This is a genomic window from Campylobacter lanienae NCTC 13004 (assembly GCF_002139935.1).
GTDB classification, from domain to species: Bacteria; Campylobacterota; Campylobacteria; order Campylobacterales; family Campylobacteraceae; genus Campylobacter; species Campylobacter lanienae.
In genome coordinates this window covers 1,189,655-1,210,674 of the sequence record NZ_CP015578.1, presented here as the reverse complement: position 1 = coordinate 1,210,674, position 21,020 = coordinate 1,189,655, and the positions used below count along the sequence as shown (strand labels likewise).

Below are 21,020 nucleotides of genomic sequence, written 5' to 3'. Positions count from 1 at the left end.
TATGGCACTTGGCAGAGGACTAGACTCCATTTTAGGAGATGTGGAACAAGCGTATAATAAAGAGTTAAATAAAGAACTAGTGGCTGAAATCGATATCGATAGAATTCAGCCAAATCCATTTCAACCTAGGAAAAGCTTTAGCGATGAAGCCTTAAAAGAGCTTAGCCAAAGTATCGAGCGTCATGGACTTATCCAGCCGATAATTGTCATTAAAGATGGTAGCAACTTTACCTTGATCGCTGGCGAGAGACGCTTACGAGCTACTAAACTGCTTGGTTTAAGCAAAATCAAAGCAATTGTAGCCAATATCGCAGATAAAAATTTAAGAGAGTTAGCGCTAATTGAAAATATCCAAAGAGAAAATTTAAGCCCAATTGAGTTAGCTAACGCCTATCAAGAGCTTATAAATGAGTATAAAATCACCCAAGAAACTCTCTCATCAATAGTCAAAAAGAGCCGAACGCAGATCACAAATACACTTAGACTTTTAGGTCTTGATGATTATACAAAGAGCTTAATAGATGATGGCAAAATTACTCAAGGTCACGCTAAAATAATGGTAGGATTAAGCAGCGAAGATCAAAAATTAGTCGCTGACACCATAATAGGGCAGAAATTAAGCGTAAGAGATACCGAGAATTTAGTAAAAAGATTAAAAAGCCCCAGTCAAACCAAAAAGCCAAAAATCGATATGAAAGATAGAGAAAATTTAAATTTACTTAAAGATCTAATAGAAGATTTTGGCATCAAATGTAAGATAAATGGTTCAAAATTGATACTAAATTTAAACGATAGTAAAAAAATAGCTAATCTGATAAAAATAATTCAAAAAATTCAGTAGAATTTATTTTTTAATATTGTAAAATAACTGGCTAATTTAATGAAATTACATAAGGAGAAGTGATGCTACAGATAGATCCGCCGTTGTTGCTGATCACGCTAGTGATCTTTTTAGGGCTTATCTTTGTGTTAAATTCCATTCTCTACAAGCCTTTGCTTGGTTTCATTGATGATAGAAATAGATCTATCAAAAATGATGAAGAGAGCGTTAGCAAAAATGCTAGCGATGTTGGAAGTTATGAAGCACAAATAGATAAGATTCTAAGTGATGCCAGAGCTGAAGCACAAGCTAAAAAGCACGCTGCTTTAAGCCAAGCCAAAGAGAAGGCCGCTACACAAATCGCTATCAAAAAAGAGAGCTTAGAAGCTGATTATAACAGCTTTATAGCGGGATTGATTGATAGAAAAGCTGAGTTAAAATCAAATTTAACCGCCAAAATCCCAGAATTAAAAAGTGCCCTTGCTGGTTCTTTATCTAAAATATAGGAGTTTTGTATGAATATTAAATTTATTCTATTGCTTATAGCTCCGATATTTGCTTTTGGTGCTGCTAGTGGAAATGGTGAGTATGACATAGTCCCTAGGGTGATTAACTTTGTTATATTCTTTGCTATTTTGTATTATCTAATAGCTAAACCTATAAAAGCCGCTTATAATGGTAGGATTAACTCTATTGCCAATAGATTAAATGCTATTCAAGAGAAGTTAAAAGCATCAAACGCCAAAAGAGAAGAGGCAGCTAAAAGGGTAGAAAATGCTAAAGTAATAGCTAGCGATCTAACTGAGGCTATCAATAAAGAGATAGAAATTATGCTAGCTAAGATAGAAAAAGATACTCAAAACGAGATCCATATCTTAGAAAAAAGCTATGAAGAGCAAAAAGATTTTGAAGAAAGAAAGCTTGTTAGAGTTGTAGTAAGCGAAATTTTGGATGAGTTATTTGAAAGTGACGCTATAAAAATTGATCAAAATGAGCTTGTTAATCTTATTATTAAGAAGGTGAGCTAATGAGAGAAATAGTAGCAAAAAAATATGTAAAAGCGCTAATTCTTGCTTTGGATGCTAGTGAATTTGATAGAGCAAGTGATGAGTTTAAGAAGTTAGCATCTGCATTTTCTATCCCTAAATTTAATTTTATCATAGACTCTCCTATGATTGATGCTAAATCAAAGGTTGAATTTCTACTATCTTTAATAGATGATAGCTCAAATAAAAAACTAGGCAATTTTTTATTGCTTTTAAGCCAAAGGCAAAGATTGCATTTAATACCAGAAATTTCAAAAGAATTTGAGTATCAAAAAGCTATAAGAGATGCTAAATACAAAGGTATAATATCAGGAAATATAGATATAACCCCAGCACAAAAAAGCGAATTAGAGAGCAAATTTTCGAATAAATTTGATGTAAAAGTTGAATTTGAAACTATTAAAAATGATTTTAATGGTATCAAAATCGAACTTGATGATTTAGGTGTTGAGGTGAGTTTTTCTATCGATAGACTAAAAGCTCAAATGAGTGAATATATATTAAAAGTAATTTAATAAGGAGTAAAAGCGTGAGTGTTAAGTTAAAAGCTGATGAGATTAGCAGTATCATCAAAGAACGCATAGAGAACTTTGATCTTAGCGTGAATATTGAAGAGACTGGCAAAGTTATATCAGTCGCAGATGGCGTGGCAAATGTTTATGGTCTTAAAAATGTCATGGCCGGCGAGATGGTTGAGTTTGAAAATGGTCAAAAAGGTATGGCCTTAAATCTAGAAGAGAGCAGTGTAGGGGTTGTTGTCTTAGGTAGTTGTAATGATATCAAAGAAGGAAGTAGCGTCAAAAGACTGGCCAGACTTCTTAGAGTGCCAGTAGGTGATGCGCTAATCGGCCGTGTTGTAAATGCTCTTGGTGAGCCAATAGATGGCAAAGGGGTTATAGATGCTACTGAAACTAGATTTATAGAAGAAAAAGCCAAAGGAATTATGGCTAGAAAATCTGTCCATGAGCCATTACAAACAGGTATTAAAGCTATTGATGGTCTTGTGCCAATCGGTAGAGGCCAAAGAGAGCTTATAATCGGCGACCGCCAAACCGGTAAAACCACAGTTGCTACAGATACAATAATCAACCAAAAAGGTCAAGATGTTATATGTATATATGTCGCTATCGGTCAAAAACAATCAACAGTAGCTCAAGTGGTTAAAAAGCTTGAAGAATACGGCGCTATGGATTATACAATAGTTGTAAATGCTAGCGCAAGTGATTCTGCGGCACTTCAATACCTAGCTCCATATGCGGGCGTAACAATGGGTGAGTATTTCCGTGATAACTCTCGCCACGCACTTATCATATATGATGATCTAAGCAAACACGCCGTAGCATATCGTGAAATGTCACTTATCCTTCGCCGCCCACCAGGTCGTGAAGCATATCCGGGTGATGTTTTCTATCTACACTCCAGATTGCTTGAAAGAGCTAGCAAACTAAGTGATAAATTAGGCGCAGGAAGCCTCACAGCTTTACCTATTATTGAGACTCAAGCAGGCGATGTTTCAGCTTATATCCCAACTAATGTTATCTCTATTACAGATGGTCAAATTTTCTTAGAGAGCGATCTATTTAACTCAGGTATCCGCCCAGCGATCAATGTCGGTCTATCTGTATCTCGTGTTGGTGGTTCAGCTCAGATCAAAGCTATCAAAAAAGTATCTGGTACATTAAGATTGGATCTTGCTCAATATCGCGAACTTCAAGCTTTTGCTCAATTTGCTAGCGATCTTGATGAGAGCAGCAGGAAACAGCTTGAAAGAGGTCAAAGAATGGTTGAGGTATTAAAACAACCACCTTATAGCCCACTTCCAGTAGAAAATCAAGTTGTCATCATCTATGCGGGTAGTAATGGATATTTAGATGATATTCCAGTATCTGCTGTTACTAAATTTGAGGCTGAACTTTATCCATATATCGAGGCTAAATATCCAGATATTTTTGAACAAATTCGCAACAAAAAAGCACTTGATAAAGATATTGAAGAAGCACTAGATAAAGCATTAAATGAATTTAAAGCAATATTTAGCGCTGAATAAGGCTAAAATATGTCAAATTTAAAAGATATCAAAAGAAAGATCAAGAGCGTTCAAAACACGCAAAAGACGACAAAAGCTATGAAGCTTGTCTCTACTGCTAAGCTCAAAAAAGCAGAAGAGGCGGCTCGTCATTCTCGTGTTTATGCTCTAAAGATTAATGAAGTCTTAAGCGAGATAGCTTATGAGATTAACAAATTTAAAATCGTCGGCGAAGGAAATAAATTCTTTGATACAGAAGCTAAAGTAGAAAAGGTTGATATAATCTTCGTTACTGCTGATAAGGGTCTTTGCGGTGGTTTTAATGTTGCAACTATCAAAACTATAAGAAATATGATAGATGAATATAAATCTAAAAAAATAAAAGTCCGCTTAAGAGCTGTTGGTAAAAAGGGTATTGAATTTTTCAATTTTCAAGGTATTGAAATTTTAGAAAGTTATCGTGGTGTTAGCTCAGCCCCTACATATGAGAAGGCTCAAGATGTGATTAGGGCTGCTATTAGTGATTTTACGGCTGGTGTGACAGATAAGGTTGTATTGGTCCATAATGGATATAAAAATATGATCTCTCAAGAGATTAGAGTCAATACCATAGTGCCAGTTGAACCACCAAAAATTCAAGATGATAATCAGCAAGGCTCACTAATGGATTTTGAACCAGAGCACGATGATAGAATCCTTGATGAGCTGATGAGAAAATACTTTGAGTATAGTATGTATTATGCTCTTATTGACTCTTTAGCAGCGGAGCATAGTGCTAGAATGCAAGCTATGGATAATGCTACAAACAACGCAAAAGCCAGAGTAAGAGAGTTAAATCTTGCCTATAATAAAGCAAGACAAGAAAGCATCACAACAGAGCTTATAGAGATTATAAGCGGCGTTGAGAGTATGAAGTAAATTTATAAGGAGTGATAATGAAAGGTGTAATTAGCCAAGTTATGGGTCCTGTAGTTGATGTTGATTTCAAAGACTACTTGCCTAAGATTAACGAAGCTATCGAAGTGAATTTTAGTGTTGAGGGTAATAGACATAGATTAGTTTTAGAAACCGCTGCACATCTAGGCGATAATAGAGTTAGAACAATCGCTATGGATATGAGCGAAGGGCTTACTAGGGGATTAGAAGCCACTGCTCTTGGTGCGCCTATTAGCGTTCCAGTAGGTGAAAAAGTTTTGGGTAGAATTTTCAATGTTGTTGGCGATTTGATAGATGAAGGTGCTGAAGAGAAATTTGATACAAAATGGTCTATCCATAGAGATCCACCGCCATTTGAAGAACAAAGCACAAAAAGCGAAATTTTTGAAACAGGTATAAAAGTAGTTGATCTTTTAGCTCCATACGCAAAAGGTGGTAAAGTTGGACTATTTGGTGGTGCTGGTGTTGGTAAGACAGTTATCATAATGGAGCTGATCCACAATGTTGCTTTTAAACATAGTGGTTACTCTGTATTTGCTGGTGTTGGTGAGAGGACAAGAGAGGGTAATGACCTTTATAATGAGATGAAAGAATCAGGTGTTTTAGACAAAGTTGCCCTATGCTATGGTCAAATGAATGAGCCACCAGGGGCAAGAAATCGTATAGCACTTACTGGTCTTACAATGGCTGAATACTTCCGTGATGAGATGGGATTAGATGTTCTTATGTTTATTGATAATATCTTTAGATTTTCTCAATCAGGTTCAGAGATGTCAGCACTTCTTGGCCGTATCCCAAGTGCTGTTGGTTATCAACCAACACTTGCTAGTGAGATGGGAAAACTGCAAGAGAGAATCACATCAACCAAAAAAGGCTCTATCACATCAGTGCAAGCTGTATATGTCCCAGCTGATGACCTTACTGACCCAGCCCCTGCGACAGTTTTTGCTCACCTTGATGCGACTACAGTTCTTAACCGTGCTATTGCTGAAAAGGGTATCTATCCAGCAGTTGATCCGCTAGATTCTACTTCAAGAATGTTAGATCCTCAAATTTTAGGTGAAGAGCACTATAAAATAGCTCGTGGAGTTCAAGCGGTATTACAAAAATATAAAGATTTACAAGATATTATCGCAATCCTTGGTATGGATGAGCTAAGTGAAGAAGATAAACTTACAGTTGATAGAGCTAGAAAAATAGAAAAATACCTATCTCAACCATTCTTCGTAGCTGAAGTTTTCACAGGAAGCCCTGGTAAATATGTGAGCTTAGAAGAGACAATTGCGGGATTTAAGGGCATTTTAGAAGGTAAATATGATCACCTACCAGAAAATGCATTTTATATGGTAGGAAATATTGATGAGGCTATCGCTAAAGCTGAAAAGATGAAATCGTAAGCCAAAAAGGAAGCTATATGAATACAATACATTTAGAAATAGTCACCCCAGAAGGGCTAATATTTTCTAATGATGCTAAAATGGTAGTTCTTCCTGGTGCGGATGGTGAATTTGGAGTTTTGCCAGGCCACGCCTCTTTAGTTTCACTACTTCAAATTGGAGTAGTTGATATCGAAAATTTGGATGGAACGCACGATGCTGTTGCTATTGATTGGGGTTATGCTAAGATTGATGAAGATAAGATTAGTATCTTAGTTGATGGTGCTGTATATGTGAGCGGTAATAGCGAAAGTGATATCGCTAAATCCATAGAAAATGCCAAAGCTCTTGTTAGAAAAATGCAAGATAATAATGGTATCTTGGCTACTGCTTTGGCTAAGATAGAGAATTCAGCAAGAGCTAGATAAGTAGATACTATGGAGCTTTTTATAAGTTATCTATCCAAAAGTAGTTTAGTGACAATCATTGTTTTATCATGGTTGTCGCTATATTTTGTCATCACTTTTACTATTTTATTCTCACGATATAGTGGGCTAAATCGCTGGATCAAAAGAGAGAAACAAGCCTTAGAGGCGATTCTTTTAGGTAAGAAACTAGATACCACGGATTCATCTTTAAAAAAATGCCCACAAGAGAATTTAACCAAAGAGCATTTAGAGGTCTTCATATCATTAGCTCAAACTAACTCTACAAGCGGTTTGACAACTTTATCTATAATAGCATCAACTTCACCATTTATTGGGTTATTTGGGACTGTTATTAGTATATTAGAGACTTTTGCAGCTTTAGGTAGTGGTGGTGGCTCAGCATCTTTATCGGTGATCGCTCCAGCAATTTCTGAAGCGTTGGTTGCCACAGGTTGCGGGATTTTTGTAGCAATTCCTGCTTATAGCTTTAATCTCTTAATAAAGCGTAAAGCCTACGAGCTAATAAGCCTTATACAAAGAGAGTCAAATTTATTGCTTAGTAGTAGATAGATGATAAATTTTGATGAAAATCCAGAGTTAAATATAACTCCTTTGGTTGATATAATGCTGGTTTTGCTGGCTATTTTGATGGTTACAACACCAGCCATTATATATGAAGAACAGATTACCTTACCTGATGGATCAAAATCCAAAGTATTATCTCAAGAGATAAAGAGTTTAACAGTCAGAATAGACGCTCAAAGGCAAGTTTATATAGATCAATCTAAAATTTCATTAAATGAATTAGGTGATAATCTAATCTTAATATCTAAAAAATATGATAAAAATTCCCCAGTATATATAAAAGCCGATAAAAGATTGATTTATGATGATGTTATGTTTGTTTTAAAAAGTATGAAAAATGCCGGCTTTTCTAAGGTTGCTTTAGAGACAAATGGCTAATGAATAGTAAATTTGGCATCTCATATAACACTACGAGTGCTTTTTGGCTCTCTTTGATCTTATATGTTTTTATCATATCTTTTATATTTTACAAACTTAGCAATTATGAAGATAGCACAAAATATACAAATGATAAAGATGCATTTATGGATGTTTTTGTGATTGAGACTAATCTTGGTGAGATTATAGCGGCTCCAGAGCAAAAAAATATAAAAGTAAAAGATACAACAATAGAAGAAAAAATAGAAGAAAAACCACAACAACAAACAACTAATAAAGATCTACCCCCATCCAAACCAGATACACCAAATTTAAATTTCAGCGATCTTTTTAGCGGAGCAGCGCCCATAGATATCACGCCAAGCACTACTCAAGCAGTCCAAAGTAACGCTAAAAGCGCCCCCGAGCCAAGCTCTAAAAGTGCAGCCGATATAGTCGCATCGCTCCAAAAAGATATAGATGCTAAAGCACCCAAATCATCTATGACAGGGGTTTATAATAAATATATGGGCGATATAGTTGAGATTATACAAAGCAGATGGATGGCATACAAAGCCGATACAAATAATCAAGCAAAAGTTCAAATCATTATAGATAAATTTGGAAAATTAAGCTATAGTGTGGAGAAATATTCACTAAGCAGTGCTTTTAATAGCAAGGTAAGAGAGTATCTAGAGCAGTTAAAAGATTTGGATTTTCCAACCCCGCCTAGTCAAAACGCTGTAGTGATAAATATAAATTTAATAGACCAAATAGAAACGGAGTTAGAGTGAAAAAGATATTTTTGTTACTTAGTATCTGTGTAGGATTGTTTAGTGCAGATGCTACGATAGATGTGATTAACAAAGGGTTAGTCTTACCTAAAATTATAGTCCAAGATGCAACTAAGGATTTTGCTAATAGAGCAATGCAAGATAAATTTTTTAAGCTTGTTGTTGGTGATTTAAAAGTTGGATCCGCATTTGAAGTATCTGATAAATACTACACTAGCGGATTTGATGATAGTGCGATAATAAGCGCCGATGAGAGAGCTGATCTTATATATAGATACTCTTTAACTCAATTAGGTGATAAGCTAAGTTTGAAATTTAAAATAATAAATGTCAAGACAAATCAGATTAGATTTAGCAATGAATACACGCAAAGTGTTGATAAATTCGTATTTTTAGCTCACAAGAGCATGGTGGATATGGCTAGAAATTTGAATTTATCACCTGTGGATTGGATGGATAAATCTATCATATTTTCTCAATACACTTCACCAGGTAAGAGCAATATTATAGTAGCAGATTATACGCTAACATACCAAAAAATCATAATAAGCGGCGGATTAAATATCTTCCCAAAATGGGCAAATAAAGATCAAAGCGCCTTTTATTACACTTCATATATAAATTCAGTCCCTACGCTATATAAATTTAATTTAGATAATAATCATAAAAGCAAAATCGCTCAAAGTGGTGGGATGATAGTAGCAAGCGATGTCAGCCAAGATGGCACCAAGTTGCTTTTAAGTATGGCACCAAACGATCAAAGCGATATTTATCTATATGATATAATAAGTAAAAAATTCAAAAGAATTACCACATTTAGTGGAATTGATGTCAATGGCAATTTTGTAGATAATGATTCTAGGGTTGTTTTTGTAAGTGATAGATTAGGATATCCTAATATTTTTGCTACTAGTGTAGATGGTGGAGCGGTGGAGCAGATGGTATTTCACGGCAAAAACAACAACTCAATTAGCACTTTTGAAAATTATGTAGTATATTCTAGTCGTGAAAACGTCAATGAGTATGCTCAAAAGACCTTTAATCTATATTTGATCTCAACTAAGAGTGATTATGTAAGGCAGCTTACAGCTGGTGGGGTTAATACTTATCCTAGATTTTCTAGTGATGGTGGGAGCATCATTTTCATTAAAAATTTAGATGGTAATAGTGCGGTTGGGATTATAAGAGTAAATGAAAATAGAAGTTTTCAGTTTCCATTAAGAATAGGAAAACTTCAATCAATTGATTGGTAAAATATATTTTTATATCTTAAAATTTAAATAATTATGATATAATAACGCCCAAATTTTCAACAAAAGGAATAAAATGAAAAAGTTAGTTTTACTTTCAACTGTAGCTGCGGCTCTATTTATGGCTGGTTGTAGCTCAAAAGCTCCAGAAGTGGATATGAGTGCTGATGCAAACAAAGCTGGCCAACAAGGTATGATGAGTGATGCTGAAAGATTAAATTCTCTACAAGCGCAAGTTAGAAATGTATATTTTGATTTTGATAAATTCAATATCCGTCCAGATATGCAAGGCGTAATTAATCAAAATGCTTCTATCTTTAACCAAGCTGGTAATTTCAAAATCATGATAGAAGGTAACTGCGATGAGTGGGGTAGTGATGAGTATAACTACGCTCTAGGCGTTAAAAGAGCAAAAGCTGGTAAAGATGCTCTAATAGCTCAAGGCATAGCTGCTGATAGAATAGAGATTACAAGTAATGGAGAGAGCAAACCTGTATGTACTGACAAAACAAAAGCTTGCGACGCTCAAAATCGTCGTGATGAATTTAGATTGCTTCCATAATTTCATTTCAATATATGAAAAAATCAATCCACCTTGCAGCCTTAGTGGCTGCAACTTCTATATTTGCTGAAGTTTCAGTATTCGATGCAGGTAACATAAATAAAGAAAATCCATATGGTTTAACTGAGAATGAAAAGGTCTTATTAAACAATAAAAAAAAAGTAGATAGATTAGATCAAAATATCGGCACAATGCAGTCCGATGTATCTTTAGTTCAAGAGAATATCGAAGGTGTCAAGAGTCTTTTAGATGGCATAAATAAGAGAATTTTAGCTATGGAGACTAGAATAACTGAATTAGAAAATAGCGTAAATTCGCAAAAAGCCACAAATTCTAATGATATATCAAATTTAAAATCTCAAATCAAAACAACTCAAACTCAACACGACAAAGATATCAAAAATATCACAAACGCACTTAGCCAACTAACTGCTTTGATAGATTCTAAACACTCAGAAGCAGCTAATCCAAAAGAGTTAAATTCAGACTCTAAAGCTAAACAAGCTGATAGTGAGAAAAAAAGCGATAATTTAAAATACAATGATATCCCGGGTGCTGAGTTGCTTGAGATGGCGGATAAAGCCTATAAATCTAAGGAGTATTTGAAAGCTAGTGAATGTTTTGCGAGTTTGATTAAGAAAAATTATAAACCAGCTTATTCAAATTTTATGCTTGGAGAGATTGAGTATTTTAACAAAAACTACAAAACCGCTATTCCATATTACGAAAAGAGCGTTGCTATCAGCCAAAAAGGTAAATATATGCCAAAACTTCTATATCACACAGCTATTAGTTTTGACAAAATAGGTGATACAAATAGTGCTAATAAATTTTATAAAGCATTAAAGCAAGCCTATCCAGATAGCCCAGAGGCCGCAGCAGCACCAGATAGAAAATAAATTTAGGAGAAAATATGTCAAAAGTTATAAAAATGTTCTATGAATTAAAAGATGCCAATACAGGCGAGCTTTTAGAATCAAATTTGGGCGGTCAAGAGATCGCTTTTGTAAGTGGTAAAAATCAAGTTTTAGATGCTTTAGAGAGCGGTGTTTTGAATTTAGCCGTGGGTGAGAAAGCTACTATTAAAATTCCAGCTAGCCAAGGTGTGGGCGAGTATGATGAAAGCGCTCTTCAAACCTTGCCAAAAGAGCAGTTTGCCGGTATTGATTTGAGTGTTGGTATGGAGCTTTTTGGTGAGGGTGAGGATGGAAGCACAGTTCGTGTAAGTGTGAAATCTATCGGCGAAAATGATGTTACTGTGGATTTTAACCATCCATACGCTGGTAAGGATTTGGAATTTAATGTTCAAATCACAGAAAATAGAGACGCAGACGCCGATGAGGAGCTAACAGGTGTTGTGGCTATGCCACATGTGTGTGGTTGTGGTGGTCACTCTCATCATCACGGTCATCATCATGGACACGGCGGTTGCGGAAGTCATGATGATGGTTGTTGTAATGGCGCTCACCATGATGAAAATGGTGGTGGATGCTGTGGAAAACACCATTAAGAGTGTAGCATGAAAGTTGCATTTATTTTTCCTGGCCAAGGCTCACAAAGTGTCGGTATGGGTCAAGAGATATATAGTGAGTTTAAGGTAGCTCAAGAGCTATTAGATAGTGCTAGTGAGCATTGCGGTATTGATTTTAAATCCTTATTATTTGCAGAAAATGATAAGCTAGGAGAGTCTGAATTTACTCAACCGGCGATTGTTTTAAACTCATTAATGTGTTTTGAAGCCTTTAAAAATAGCCTATCTATAAAACCTGAGTTTAGCTTTGGCCACTCTTTGGGTGAATTTAGCGCCCTTAGCGTAAGTGGTGCTATTAAGCCACTTGATGTTATTAAATTAGTAAATTTGCGTGGTAAATTTATGGCTCAAGATTGTTCTGGGATCGGTGCTGGTATGATGGTGGTGTTAGGTCTTAGCAATGAAAAAGTAGAAGAGATTTGCCAAAATAGCAATAGGCAAATTTGGGCTGCGAATTATAACTGCGATGGTCAAATCGTAGTAGCTGGAATTAGAAGTGACCTTGAATTAAGCGTAGATGAGTTTAAATCAGCTGGAGCTAAGAGAGCTATGCTGCTTGATATGAGTGTAGCAAGCCATTGCCCGCTACTTCAAAATGCTAGTGTGAAGTTGGCTAATGAGTTAGAGAATTTATTGAGTGATGAGTTTTCGCCTGTTATCTCTAATGTAACTGCTAAGAAATACACAACCAAAAAAGAGGCCTTAGAACTACTCAAACTTCAATTAATTAGCCCAGTTTTATACCAAAATAGCGTGAAAAACTATTGTGATGGCGTTGATTGTTTTGTTGAATTTGGCGCAAATGTCTTAAAGGGAATGAATAAAAAAATATGTGATAAACCAACTTATAGCATAACAAATTTAAGCTCACTTAATGAAGCGTTAGAGGCGTTAAGATGAAAATTGCTATTCTTGGGGCAATGAGCGAAGAGATTGAATTTTTGCTAAAAGAGATTGGCGAATATGATAAGATAGACCACGCTAAAAATTCATTTTACAAAGCCAACTATTTTGGCCATGAGCTAGTGATAGCCTACTCCAAAATCGGTAAGGTAAATGCGGCATTAACAGCGGCTATTTTGATAGAGAGATTTGGGTGCGAGAAGCTGATATTTACCGGTGTGGCCGGGGCTTTAAATGAGAATTTAAAAATTGGCGATATGATCTATACCACCTCTACAGCCCAACACGATCTAGATATCACGGCATTTGGCCATCCGCATGGATATGTTCCTGGTATAAATGTATTTGAAAATAGTGATGATATACTAAATAGCGTCGCTAAAAAAGTAGCTAATGCTTTGGGGATGAATTTGCTAAGTGGGATAGTCGCTACTGGTGATCAATTTATCTGTAATGAAGATAAAAAAGAGTGGATTAAATCAACTTTCAAAGCTGATGCAGTGGAGATGGAAGGGGCGAGTGTGGCTCAAGTTTGTGCGGCTTTAGGGGTTGGATTTTGTATGCTTAGGGCTATTAGCGATGAAGCTGGTAAAAAAGCGGAGATTGATTTTGATAAATTTTTGATTGAAGCAGCGGATAAATCGGCTAAATTTGTCTTAGAAATGGTAAAAAATTTATGATAGAATTAAGCAAAAAGCTAATTAGACAAGTAGGTCAAACTAATGCTAAATATAAGATGTTTGAAAAAGATGATAAGATCTTATTGGGTTTAAGCGGTGGCAAGGATAGCTTAAGCCTGGCTCATATTTTAAAACATTTTCAAAATGTTACGCCGGATAAATTTGAATTCCAAGCCGTAACCCTTAGCTATGGTATGGGCGAGGATTATGAGTATCTAACCAAGCATTGCCAAGAACACGGGATAAAGCATAGTGTGATTGATAGCTCTATTTTTGAAATTAGCAAGGATAAAATTCGCAAAAATTCAAGCTTTTGTAGCTTTTTTAGTCGTATGAGACGGGGATATCTCTATACTTATGCGTTGGCTAATGGATTTAATAAACTTGCTATTGGGCATCATTTAGATGATGCGGTTGAGAGTTTTTTTATGAATTTTACTTATAATGGGGCGTTAAGGACTCTAGCGCCTAAATACACTGCCAAAAATGGTATAGTGGTGATTCGACCACTTATCAATGTGCGTGAGCGTCAATTGCGTGATAATGCTATTAGAAATGAGCTTAGAGTAATTGGTGATGAGGCTTGTCCTGCTATGAGATTTGATGTCAAAATGCCACACGCTAGGGCTGAAACTAAGGAGCTTTTAGCTACTTTAGAAAAGCAAAACCCAAAGCTATTTACTAGTTTGCAAGGGGCGTTTGAAAATATACATTTAGATACATTTTTTAAGCCAAATTGATAGCCAAATAGCCTAATTTTGGCTATTTGATCTAAAATCAATATTTGAGATTAAAATCTATATAAATTCCAAGCGGTTTGTCCTTGTCGTATAATTCTAGTCTATAATTCATCACTTCTACCACGCACGAGCTTAGCACTACTGAACCTGCGTATATATCGCCTCTGTTTTCTAAATTTGCTTTAATTGTCCCCATATCCATATTTAGGCCATAGATTCTAGCATTTAGGTTTTTATACTCATTTTTTAGCCCATTCACCTTTAAAGTAAGTGGTGCCATCGCTTCAAGCGGTCTTGGATAAAATGAGAAAGTGATACTATCACCATTGTGATTAACGATACAATCTTGGCTATTTAGATCGCAAGTGATATTAGAATCGGCAGATATCTTTTGAATTTGGTTATCAGATGAATTTGCGATAAAAGCAAATACACCACCAAGGATAATCGCACTTATGATATATAAAATCTTTTTCATATTTTTTCCTTAATTTAAGTAATCAATTAATTTTTTATTGATTTTACTAAATTCAAAAATCCTACTAGCAGAGGTTTGAGTAGTAAATTCTTTGGCATCTTCGTAACTAGCAAATGGTATGAGATCATCACCGCTATAGCTCACAATGCGACTACCAAAGATATAAAAGGCATCTGTAGCTTCTATTAATTCTTTGGTTTTATAGTCTGTGACATAGAGTTTTTTGATCGGTACTACCTCTTTTGGTTTGCTAGTATAGAGATAGTAAAACATCTGTTTTGCCGAGCTAAATAGCACCTTTTTGCCATTTTTATACTCAATAGCAGCTATCCAATCAGGATATTTGAAAACATCTATAAATTTAATAGGGCAGGTGGAATTCGTATCTTTAAAAAACTCACCATCTCTTAAATTTGCCCCAAAAATTGCCCCAACAAATATGGTTAAATATATAATTTTTTTCATACTAAATCTCTTTTTAAAAAGAGTATATAACCAACTAAAAGCGAGATTATACCAAGTAAAATAGGATAAATAACTGAATATATCAAGAAGTTGATTCTACCAAATCCATCTAAAATAAAATACGCCGCTGGGCCAATTAGAGCTAAATTTGGATCAAATAGGCTAATTGCTGCGATTCTAAATACCTCGATAGGATTAGAGAGCGATATAGCGTATATGATATTTTCATTTACGGAGCTTTTCATCATTAAGCCTATTAAAGCAAGGTCTAAAAACGCTAACAAAAATAGCCAAAATAAAAATGAAAATCCAAGCCCAAGCTCACTGCTTTTAATCAAGCTTGAGATTAAAAATCCAAATGATAAAAATACAAATGACAATACCATCAATAATAATGTATAGTAAAAAAATATTCCCCAAGGTATCTTAGTATCTTTGAAAATAGCTATAAATAAAGATAAAATAAGAGCTAATAATATAGGTAAAAAGACGGTAAATGCGCGCCCTAATGCCTTGCCAAAATAATACTCTTTAAGCGAAATTGGAAAGCTAAGTAGATACTCTAATGCACCAACTTCTCTATCTGAGTTTATACTTCTTACTGTGGTGATTAGGATAAATATAGGCAAAATAATTATAGAAATTTGTATAAAGAGTAAAAGCATTCTAGTAAGTCCGCTAAATCCAGCAACTCTGCTATCTATAACGCCAGTTACAAAAAACAGAGCTATAAGTCCAGCAAATGTAAGTAGGTAAAATAAAAACCATTTTGAGGCGAAACTCTCTTTGATATCAATTTTTGCTATTAGTAATAAATTTTTCACTCTATACCTCGCTATCTGTGATTATATTGCCTAAATCCATCTCTACAATGCGATTTACAATACCTTTAACTTCGCTTAATCTATGTGAGATAAATATTAATGTGTGAGATTTGAATTTAGAATTTAAAATATTTATAAACTTCTCTCTAGCATCTGGGTCTAGATTGGCTGTTGGTTCATCAAACATTATAATTTTTGACTCTCTAGCTAGTGCTAAGGCTATTAATACCTTTTGTTTCATACCGCCTGAGAGTTTATAAAATGGCTTTTTATGCTCTTTTTCATAGCTTAGATCTAGCTCTTTTAGATAGCTTATTATATCGTTTAAATTTGATTTTGTTGAGCTGATTGAGTATTGACAAAGTTGAGCAATACTAAGCTTAAGCGGTGGCGGAGTTTGTGGGACAAAGCTTAGGTATTTTAGGGCGTTTTTTCTATCTTTAATGGGGTTTATGCCATCTATTAATATACTTCCATTATCGCAGATTATCTCACCTAAGATCGCTTTCATTAATGTAGATTTGCCTGCTCCGTTTTGGCCTATTATTAAGAGTTTTTGGCCATTTGAGATATCTAAATTTATGCTATTTAATATGGTTTGTGAGCCAAATTTTTTAGTGATATTTTCTATTTTTATCAATACTTATCCTTATAAAAGTTTTTTAAGCATATTATCATAGCTTAAAGCATCTTGATGGCATACATCAATACATCTACCACACATAGTGCAATCGCCACTTACTACGCTAAATTTATCTTTTGGGTTATCTTTGTTTTTTGTTTTGGTTATCTCTAATACTTTTGGGACGATACAAACATCCATACAAACAGCGCAGTGATCGCATCTATCTTTATTCCAGCTTACTTTTATAGCTCTAAATTTAGATAGCAAAGAGTATAGCGTCCCAATAGGGCAGATATATCTACACCAAAATCTCCTACTAAAAAATACTTCAACCAAAAAAACCAAAACAACCCACCAAATCGCCGCACTATAACCATAGATTATAAATCTTGATATTATACCTACAACATTGAAAATTTCAAATATCAAATATCCACTACTAAGGCTCAAAGTAGCAAAAACTAGCAAAAATATATATCTAATTTTGGTATCAAATTCTCTTTTTTTGATTATTTTTTTGCTAATTAATTTAGCGTTTAATCTCTCGGCAAATTCGCTAAAAAAGTTATATGGACAGACCCAAGAGCAAAAGGCACGCCCAGCAAAAAATATATAAAATCCCAAAATAGTAAAAGCCCCAATGAGTAGATTTACAGGTAGCTCTGCTCTACTAAGGATAATTTGTATGGTTATAAATGGATCAGCTAAGTGAAATCCTAGCATTCTAGAACCAGTTATATCACCTTCGATTACTTGGATATCTGCTACAAAAGATAAAACAAATAAAAGATGGATTAAAATCATAGTAAAATATCGATAAAATCTTATGCTAGGACGCTTTTTGCCACTTTTTGTAGTAGTTATAAAAGTAGAGAAAAACCCAGCATTGGCTATAGTTTGACGACCTTTATATTTATCCATAATATTATTTAAATTTAGATATCTCTTCAGCTAGAATTGTTAAATTTTCATCACTGACATTATCTAAAAGTCCTTTCATTAAGCTATTTTCTATTTTTCCATCTTTATAATCATATAATCTAGCTAGAATCTCCTCTTTGCTCTTTTTGATAATTGATGGAGCGATGATTCCAGAGCCATCTTTAGCATGGCAAGGAGCACAGCTTTGTAGATATAGTTTGCTAACTCCATCGCTGTTGGATGATATACTCTGTTTTAACTCTTTTATCTTATTAAATTCAGCTTCAAACTCGCTATTTTGGTTATTTTCGTCGTTTTTGATATTTTGGTTTGGCTCTATTGTGGATTGTTGCGTTGGTTGGCTAGGTGTGTTAGCTAACATAAATATCATTAAAATAACGATTAAAATAGATAAAAATATGGTTATAGCTTTGCCTAGATTCATTGTTTGCTCCTAAATTGTTTGTTAAATTCACTAATCTCATTAGCGATATCTTTTATCTCTTGATCGCTCATAGCATTGACAAGATCGCTCATTAGAATATTTGTTTTGGTTTTGGTGCGATAAGCAATTATCATATCATATATTTGCTTATTTGTCTTATCTAATAAAGATGGCCCGATAATTCCATTGGCATAATCATCGTGGCAAGCTGAACATTTGGTGATAAAATTTTTGCTTAATTGACCTTTTAATAGAGCTTTATTGATACTTTGAAGTGGTGCTCTTCTTAAGGCTATGGCGCCTATGGATTTGGTGGTTTGATTTGATTCGCCAATTCCAAATTTGATATTTTTCTTACCATCTATATCATAGATAGCCCACTCATCGGACAAATTTGAGTTATTGCTATTGCCTTTTTTTATTGTGATTGAGTTTGTAGTTGTGTTTTGTTCAACTAGCTCATTTTGTTGCTCTTTTTGATCCGAGCATCCTAAAAATATAATAGCGCCTAATAGCATAATAATTGATTTTTTCATTTTAATCTCCATATATATCTTTATAACTTTTATTTGGCAAAATTTCTATTACATTAGCGAAGCATACCTCTTGACAAACGCCACATCCTACGCAGTTTGGACTGATATTTACAATATTTTTATCATTGATTTTGATAAAGTTTATCGCATTATCAACCAAGCAAGAGCTTACGCATAGTGAGCAGGTTTTGTCAATATTATCTTCTATAATTTGTTTAGCATCATACTCTCTTTGATTATAGGTTTTACGCTCTAATAAGCTACTAACATCGCTTTTGCTTATTTTTTTATTAGCGTAACATCTATCTATATCTTTGATTATAGCAACTCCCATTTTAATATCTTTGATGGAATTTGTATTATGATCTAAGGCTCCACTAGGACAGGCCAAAATACAAGGGAAAAGATCGCATAAATAGCAACCTCTTTTGTTTGGGTCTATATAAGCAGTGGCTAAATTTATCCCATCATCAAATCCAAGTAAATTTATACTATGATATGGGCATACTTGGACGCATTGACCGCATTTGATGCATAGAGATTCGAAATTCTCAACACTTCCAGGTGGCCTAAGATGAGATTTGGGCTCATAAAATTTATTTATCACCATCCCACCACCTATAGCACCACCAATTGCAATAAGGCTAAATATGCCAAATTCTCTTCTATTCATTATATGGCTCCATTAGCGGATTTGTATCTGTGATTAGTAGTTGTGGCTCAGAAAATGGCGCAATTTTGGCGATGAAATTTAAAATACTCATAACCGCACTTCCATAAAATAGCCTTAAATTCGGATAGTATTGCCAAAGAGAGTCGATATATGTGAAATTTTTATACTCAATATCACCGATTCCATCTTTGTTTTTATCAAAACCTATATAATCATCAAAGTAGTTTTGGCGCCACTCATTTTTATCTATTTTAGATCCGGGCGTGTCGTTGATAGCGACTTCCATATTACCTATAAAATCATTGTTATTAAATATACTTTTGTGTTGCGTAGCGTGAAATTGAATTCCAATAGTATTATAAATTATCTCATTTCTTTCATAGATATTTGTGGTGCCAGGTTGAAATGGGGATTGATCTATATAAAGCCCCCTAGCATTATAAGCTAAAATGTTATCTTGTATGATAAAATCGCTCGTATCTTTCATCCCAATACCAACCCCAAATGTGCCAGTGGAGTTTAAAACTTGATTTTTTCTAGCTGTGGTCCCAGAAGAGAACATAAAAAATATACCAACAGAGTTGTATTTAAATATATTTTCTTCAACTAAATTTTTACCCGCATACATAAAGTGAAGTGAGTATCTACCATATTCGCCATAATTTTTGCGAATTTGGTTATTGCTAGAATACCATACTACCATATCTCTGCTCTTGCTTAGATGGTTGTTTTGTACTATATTGTCATGACTATACCATAGGCGAATTCCATCACCTCTAAGTCCTAAATCAACAGGCTTTGAAGTGATAAAATTATCAACTATTTTAGATCCATTACACTGCTTAAAATTTACTCCAAAAAGTGAATTTTTGATAGCATTGTTAATAATCTCAACCCCACTAGCGCTATCACAACTTATAGCTGAATCAATAGTAGTGTGAGAATTACCGCTATTTTCAATGGTTAAATTTAATATTTTTACATTTGAGCTATTGATTTTTATCACATCACCATTTCCATCGCCTTTAATGATAGCGCTTCTATCTTTTCCATCAATAGTAAGTGGCTTATTGATTATGATATTTCCATTATAGACTCCACTACCAAGCTCTATTATATCTCCGCTATTTGCGTTATCTATCGCATTTTGTAGCTCATTAGCAAAAGTAGAGATGAATAATATAGCTATTAAGTAGAGTTTTCTCATGAGTTACCCTTAAGATATCTGTTTTTAGAAAATATCGCCAAAATAGATAGAGCACTCATAGTAATCATCACCCAAAATCCTATAGCAGGATATGAGTGAGTGGTGAATTGTGCTACCTTGCCATCGCCTAGTGCTGTTGGCATAAATGGCTTTATTTTAAATGCTCCCCACTCTTGCATATTGTGCCCATACCAGTATAGCCAACCAACAAACGCACTCATAAATAAAATTGGCGCTATAATAGTAGGAATTAATAAAAGAAAATTCCCCTTGCCATTGTAGTATAGGTATAAGAGCATAAATATTGTGGCAATCAGCAAATAGTATGGTGCTATGGCTCTTTCTACATTACCACCATACTCCATAGGATACATTCCGATATAGTGATTTATGGTATTCATCTCATGAACATCGCCACTATATCCATCTACATGAAAATATACTGGAATTCCATCGGGAAAGGCCTCTTTGGGATAATTTGGTGCTTCAAGCGATACATACCAAACAGGCAAACTAGGCACTCCGATTTCGACTCTTGCGTCTATCATTTTGGCTAGATCGTTTTTAATTTCAGTAGGGATTAGATGATTTTTGTATTGAAATTTGGTATAAAAATTATATATTGGATAGACATAGCTTGGGATTTGTGTGTTATTTTTAATCTTATTAGCCACTCCGTGATAGGCAATAACAGGAATAGTAAATCCTATAGTCATTAAAATCAAAGCCAGTAAAGTGTAGAGTTGGTATTTTTTCATCTTTATCCTTTAATTAAATTTAATATCAGTCCATTTGGGCGGATATTAAATTTA

General features: G+C 34.5%; 28 protein-coding genes. 18 read left to right on the top strand and 10 right to left on the bottom strand.

Annotated features, from left to right (window positions below; translation table 11 throughout):
* The first annotated feature begins 1 nt into the window (after nucleotide 1).
* The 18 genes from CLAN_RS06155 (at nucleotide 2) to CLAN_RS06070 (ending at nucleotide 14,034) form a co-directional block, all read left to right on the top strand.
* Nucleotides 2-841 (top strand): ParB/RepB/Spo0J family partition protein, encoded by an 840-nt coding sequence (locus tag CLAN_RS06155; RefSeq protein WP_100590832.1) that lies wholly within the window; start codon nucleotides 2-4, stop codon nucleotides 839-841.
* A gap of 62 nt (nucleotides 842-903) precedes the next feature.
* The gene (locus tag CLAN_RS06150; protein WP_096014091.1) at nucleotides 904-1,326 is read left to right on the top strand and encodes a FoF1 ATP synthase subunit B'; all 423 of its coding nucleotides are present in this window, start codon (nucleotides 904-906) and stop codon (nucleotides 1,324-1,326) included.
* 9 nt (nucleotides 1,327-1,335) lie between these two features.
* Complete coding sequence (locus tag CLAN_RS06145; RefSeq protein WP_100590831.1) at nucleotides 1,336-1,848, top strand: F0F1 ATP synthase subunit B; 513 nt, start codon at nucleotides 1,336-1,338, stop codon at nucleotides 1,846-1,848.
* A complete protein-coding gene (locus tag CLAN_RS06140) occupies nucleotides 1,848-2,381 on the top strand; it encodes a F0F1 ATP synthase subunit delta (protein ID WP_096015236.1) in 534 nt (177 codons plus the stop codon). The genes CLAN_RS06145 and CLAN_RS06140 overlap by 1 nt, the downstream gene beginning before the upstream one ends.
* A gap of 14 nt (nucleotides 2,382-2,395) precedes the next feature.
* Entirely contained in the window at nucleotides 2,396-3,913 is a 1,518-nt protein-coding gene (gene atpA, locus CLAN_RS06135) for a F0F1 ATP synthase subunit alpha (protein WP_096014088.1), read from the top strand.
* 9 nt (nucleotides 3,914-3,922) lie between these two features.
* Complete coding sequence (gene atpG, locus CLAN_RS06130) at nucleotides 3,923-4,810, top strand: ATP synthase F1 subunit gamma (RefSeq protein WP_096014087.1); 888 nt, start codon at nucleotides 3,923-3,925, stop codon at nucleotides 4,808-4,810.
* Between the two features lie 17 nt (nucleotides 4,811-4,827).
* Complete coding sequence (gene atpD, locus CLAN_RS06125; protein WP_096014086.1) at nucleotides 4,828-6,225, top strand: F0F1 ATP synthase subunit beta; 1,398 nt, start codon at nucleotides 4,828-4,830, stop codon at nucleotides 6,223-6,225.
* Between the two features lie 17 nt (nucleotides 6,226-6,242).
* Nucleotides 6,243-6,632 carry an ATP synthase F1 subunit epsilon gene (gene atpC, locus CLAN_RS06120; RefSeq protein ID WP_096014085.1) on the top strand — a complete coding sequence of 130 codons (390 nt, stop codon included), beginning with the start codon at nucleotides 6,243-6,245 and terminating at the stop codon, nucleotides 6,630-6,632.
* Between the two features lie 9 nt (nucleotides 6,633-6,641).
* Complete coding sequence (locus CLAN_RS06115) at nucleotides 6,642-7,202, top strand: MotA/TolQ/ExbB proton channel family protein (RefSeq protein ID WP_096014084.1); 561 nt, start codon at nucleotides 6,642-6,644, stop codon at nucleotides 7,200-7,202.
* Complete coding sequence (locus CLAN_RS06110) at nucleotides 7,203-7,595, top strand: biopolymer transporter ExbD (RefSeq protein WP_096014083.1); 393 nt, start codon at nucleotides 7,203-7,205, stop codon at nucleotides 7,593-7,595.
* Nucleotides 7,595-8,368: a TonB C-terminal domain-containing protein gene (locus CLAN_RS06105; protein ID WP_096026564.1), complete on the top strand. Its 774-nt coding sequence runs from the start codon at nucleotides 7,595-7,597 to the stop codon at nucleotides 8,366-8,368. The genes CLAN_RS06110 and CLAN_RS06105 overlap by 1 nt, the downstream gene beginning before the upstream one ends.
* Nucleotides 8,365-9,621, top strand: coding sequence for a Tol-Pal system protein TolB (gene tolB, locus CLAN_RS06100; protein ID WP_100590830.1), 1,257 nt, complete (start codon nucleotides 8,365-8,367; stop codon nucleotides 9,619-9,621). The genes CLAN_RS06105 and tolB overlap by 4 nt, the downstream gene beginning before the upstream one ends.
* Nucleotides 9,622-9,694: 73 nt before the next feature.
* Entirely contained in the window at nucleotides 9,695-10,180 is a 486-nt protein-coding gene (locus CLAN_RS06095; protein ID WP_096014080.1) for an OmpA family protein, read from the top strand.
* 14 nt (nucleotides 10,181-10,194) lie between these two features.
* The gene (locus CLAN_RS06090) at nucleotides 10,195-11,079 is read left to right on the top strand and encodes a tetratricopeptide repeat protein (RefSeq protein WP_096014079.1); all 885 of its coding nucleotides are present in this window, start codon (nucleotides 10,195-10,197) and stop codon (nucleotides 11,077-11,079) included.
* Between the two features lie 14 nt (nucleotides 11,080-11,093).
* Nucleotides 11,094-11,690, top strand: a complete 597-nt coding sequence (locus CLAN_RS06085; protein ID WP_096018355.1) for an FKBP-type peptidyl-prolyl cis-trans isomerase — start codon at nucleotides 11,094-11,096, stop codon at nucleotides 11,688-11,690.
* A gap of 9 nt (nucleotides 11,691-11,699) precedes the next feature.
* Nucleotides 11,700-12,611, top strand: a complete 912-nt coding sequence (gene fabD / locus CLAN_RS06080; RefSeq protein ID WP_100590829.1) for an ACP S-malonyltransferase — start codon at nucleotides 11,700-11,702, stop codon at nucleotides 12,609-12,611.
* The gene (locus CLAN_RS06075) at nucleotides 12,608-13,294 is read left to right on the top strand and encodes a 5'-methylthioadenosine/adenosylhomocysteine nucleosidase (protein WP_096014076.1); all 687 of its coding nucleotides are present in this window, start codon (nucleotides 12,608-12,610) and stop codon (nucleotides 13,292-13,294) included. The genes fabD and CLAN_RS06075 overlap by 4 nt, the downstream gene beginning before the upstream one ends.
* On the top strand, nucleotides 13,291-14,034 hold the full coding sequence (locus tag CLAN_RS06070) for a tRNA 2-thiocytidine biosynthesis TtcA family protein (RefSeq protein WP_096014075.1): 744 nt from the start codon (nucleotides 13,291-13,293) through the stop codon (nucleotides 14,032-14,034). Before CLAN_RS06075 ends, CLAN_RS06070 begins: the two co-directional genes overlap by 4 nt.
* A gap of 37 nt (nucleotides 14,035-14,071) precedes the next feature.
* Here CLAN_RS06070 and CLAN_RS06065 read toward each other — a convergent pair whose 3' ends face one another.
* From CLAN_RS06065 to CLAN_RS06020, 10 genes are read right to left on the bottom strand one after another with little or no spacing between them, the layout of a single operon-like run.
* Nucleotides 14,072-14,512 carry a hypothetical protein gene (locus CLAN_RS06065; RefSeq protein ID WP_096015244.1) on the bottom strand — a complete coding sequence of 147 codons (441 nt, stop codon included), beginning with the start codon at nucleotides 14,510-14,512 and terminating at the stop codon, nucleotides 14,072-14,074.
* A 9-nt stretch (nucleotides 14,513-14,521) separates the two neighbouring features.
* Nucleotides 14,522-14,977, bottom strand: a complete 456-nt coding sequence (locus CLAN_RS06060) for a nitrous oxide reductase accessory protein NosL (RefSeq protein WP_096014073.1) — start codon at nucleotides 14,975-14,977, stop codon at nucleotides 14,522-14,524.
* Complete coding sequence (locus CLAN_RS06055; RefSeq protein ID WP_096014072.1) at nucleotides 14,974-15,801, bottom strand: ABC transporter permease; 828 nt, start codon at nucleotides 15,799-15,801, stop codon at nucleotides 14,974-14,976. Before CLAN_RS06055 ends, CLAN_RS06060 begins: the two co-directional genes overlap by 4 nt.
* 1 nt (nucleotide 15,802) lies before the next feature.
* A complete protein-coding gene (locus CLAN_RS06050; protein WP_096014071.1) occupies nucleotides 15,803-16,441 on the bottom strand; it encodes an ATP-binding cassette domain-containing protein in 639 nt (212 codons plus the stop codon).
* Between the two features lie 9 nt (nucleotides 16,442-16,450).
* The gene (locus tag CLAN_RS06045; protein WP_096014070.1) at nucleotides 16,451-17,347 is read right to left on the bottom strand and encodes a NapH/MauN family ferredoxin-type protein; all 897 of its coding nucleotides are present in this window, start codon (nucleotides 17,345-17,347) and stop codon (nucleotides 16,451-16,453) included.
* 4 nt (nucleotides 17,348-17,351) lie between these two features.
* Nucleotides 17,352-17,792, bottom strand: coding sequence for a c-type cytochrome (locus tag CLAN_RS06040; protein WP_096014069.1), 441 nt, complete (start codon nucleotides 17,790-17,792; stop codon nucleotides 17,352-17,354).
* On the bottom strand, nucleotides 17,789-18,328 hold the full coding sequence (locus CLAN_RS06035) for a c-type cytochrome (protein WP_096014068.1): 540 nt from the start codon (nucleotides 18,326-18,328) through the stop codon (nucleotides 17,789-17,791). Before CLAN_RS06035 ends, CLAN_RS06040 begins: the two co-directional genes overlap by 4 nt.
* A gap of 1 nt (nucleotide 18,329) precedes the next feature.
* Nucleotides 18,330-19,001 (bottom strand): 4Fe-4S dicluster domain-containing protein, encoded by a 672-nt coding sequence (locus CLAN_RS06030; protein WP_096027599.1) that lies wholly within the window; start codon nucleotides 18,999-19,001, stop codon nucleotides 18,330-18,332.
* The gene (locus CLAN_RS06025; RefSeq protein ID WP_100590828.1) at nucleotides 18,994-20,208 is read right to left on the bottom strand and encodes a nitrous oxide reductase family maturation protein NosD; all 1,215 of its coding nucleotides are present in this window, start codon (nucleotides 20,206-20,208) and stop codon (nucleotides 18,994-18,996) included. Before CLAN_RS06025 ends, CLAN_RS06030 begins: the two co-directional genes overlap by 8 nt.
* Complete coding sequence (locus CLAN_RS06020; protein WP_100590827.1) at nucleotides 20,205-20,966, bottom strand: cytochrome C; 762 nt, start codon at nucleotides 20,964-20,966, stop codon at nucleotides 20,205-20,207. Before CLAN_RS06020 ends, CLAN_RS06025 begins: the two co-directional genes overlap by 4 nt.
* Nucleotides 20,967-21,020: the final 54 nt, after the last annotated feature.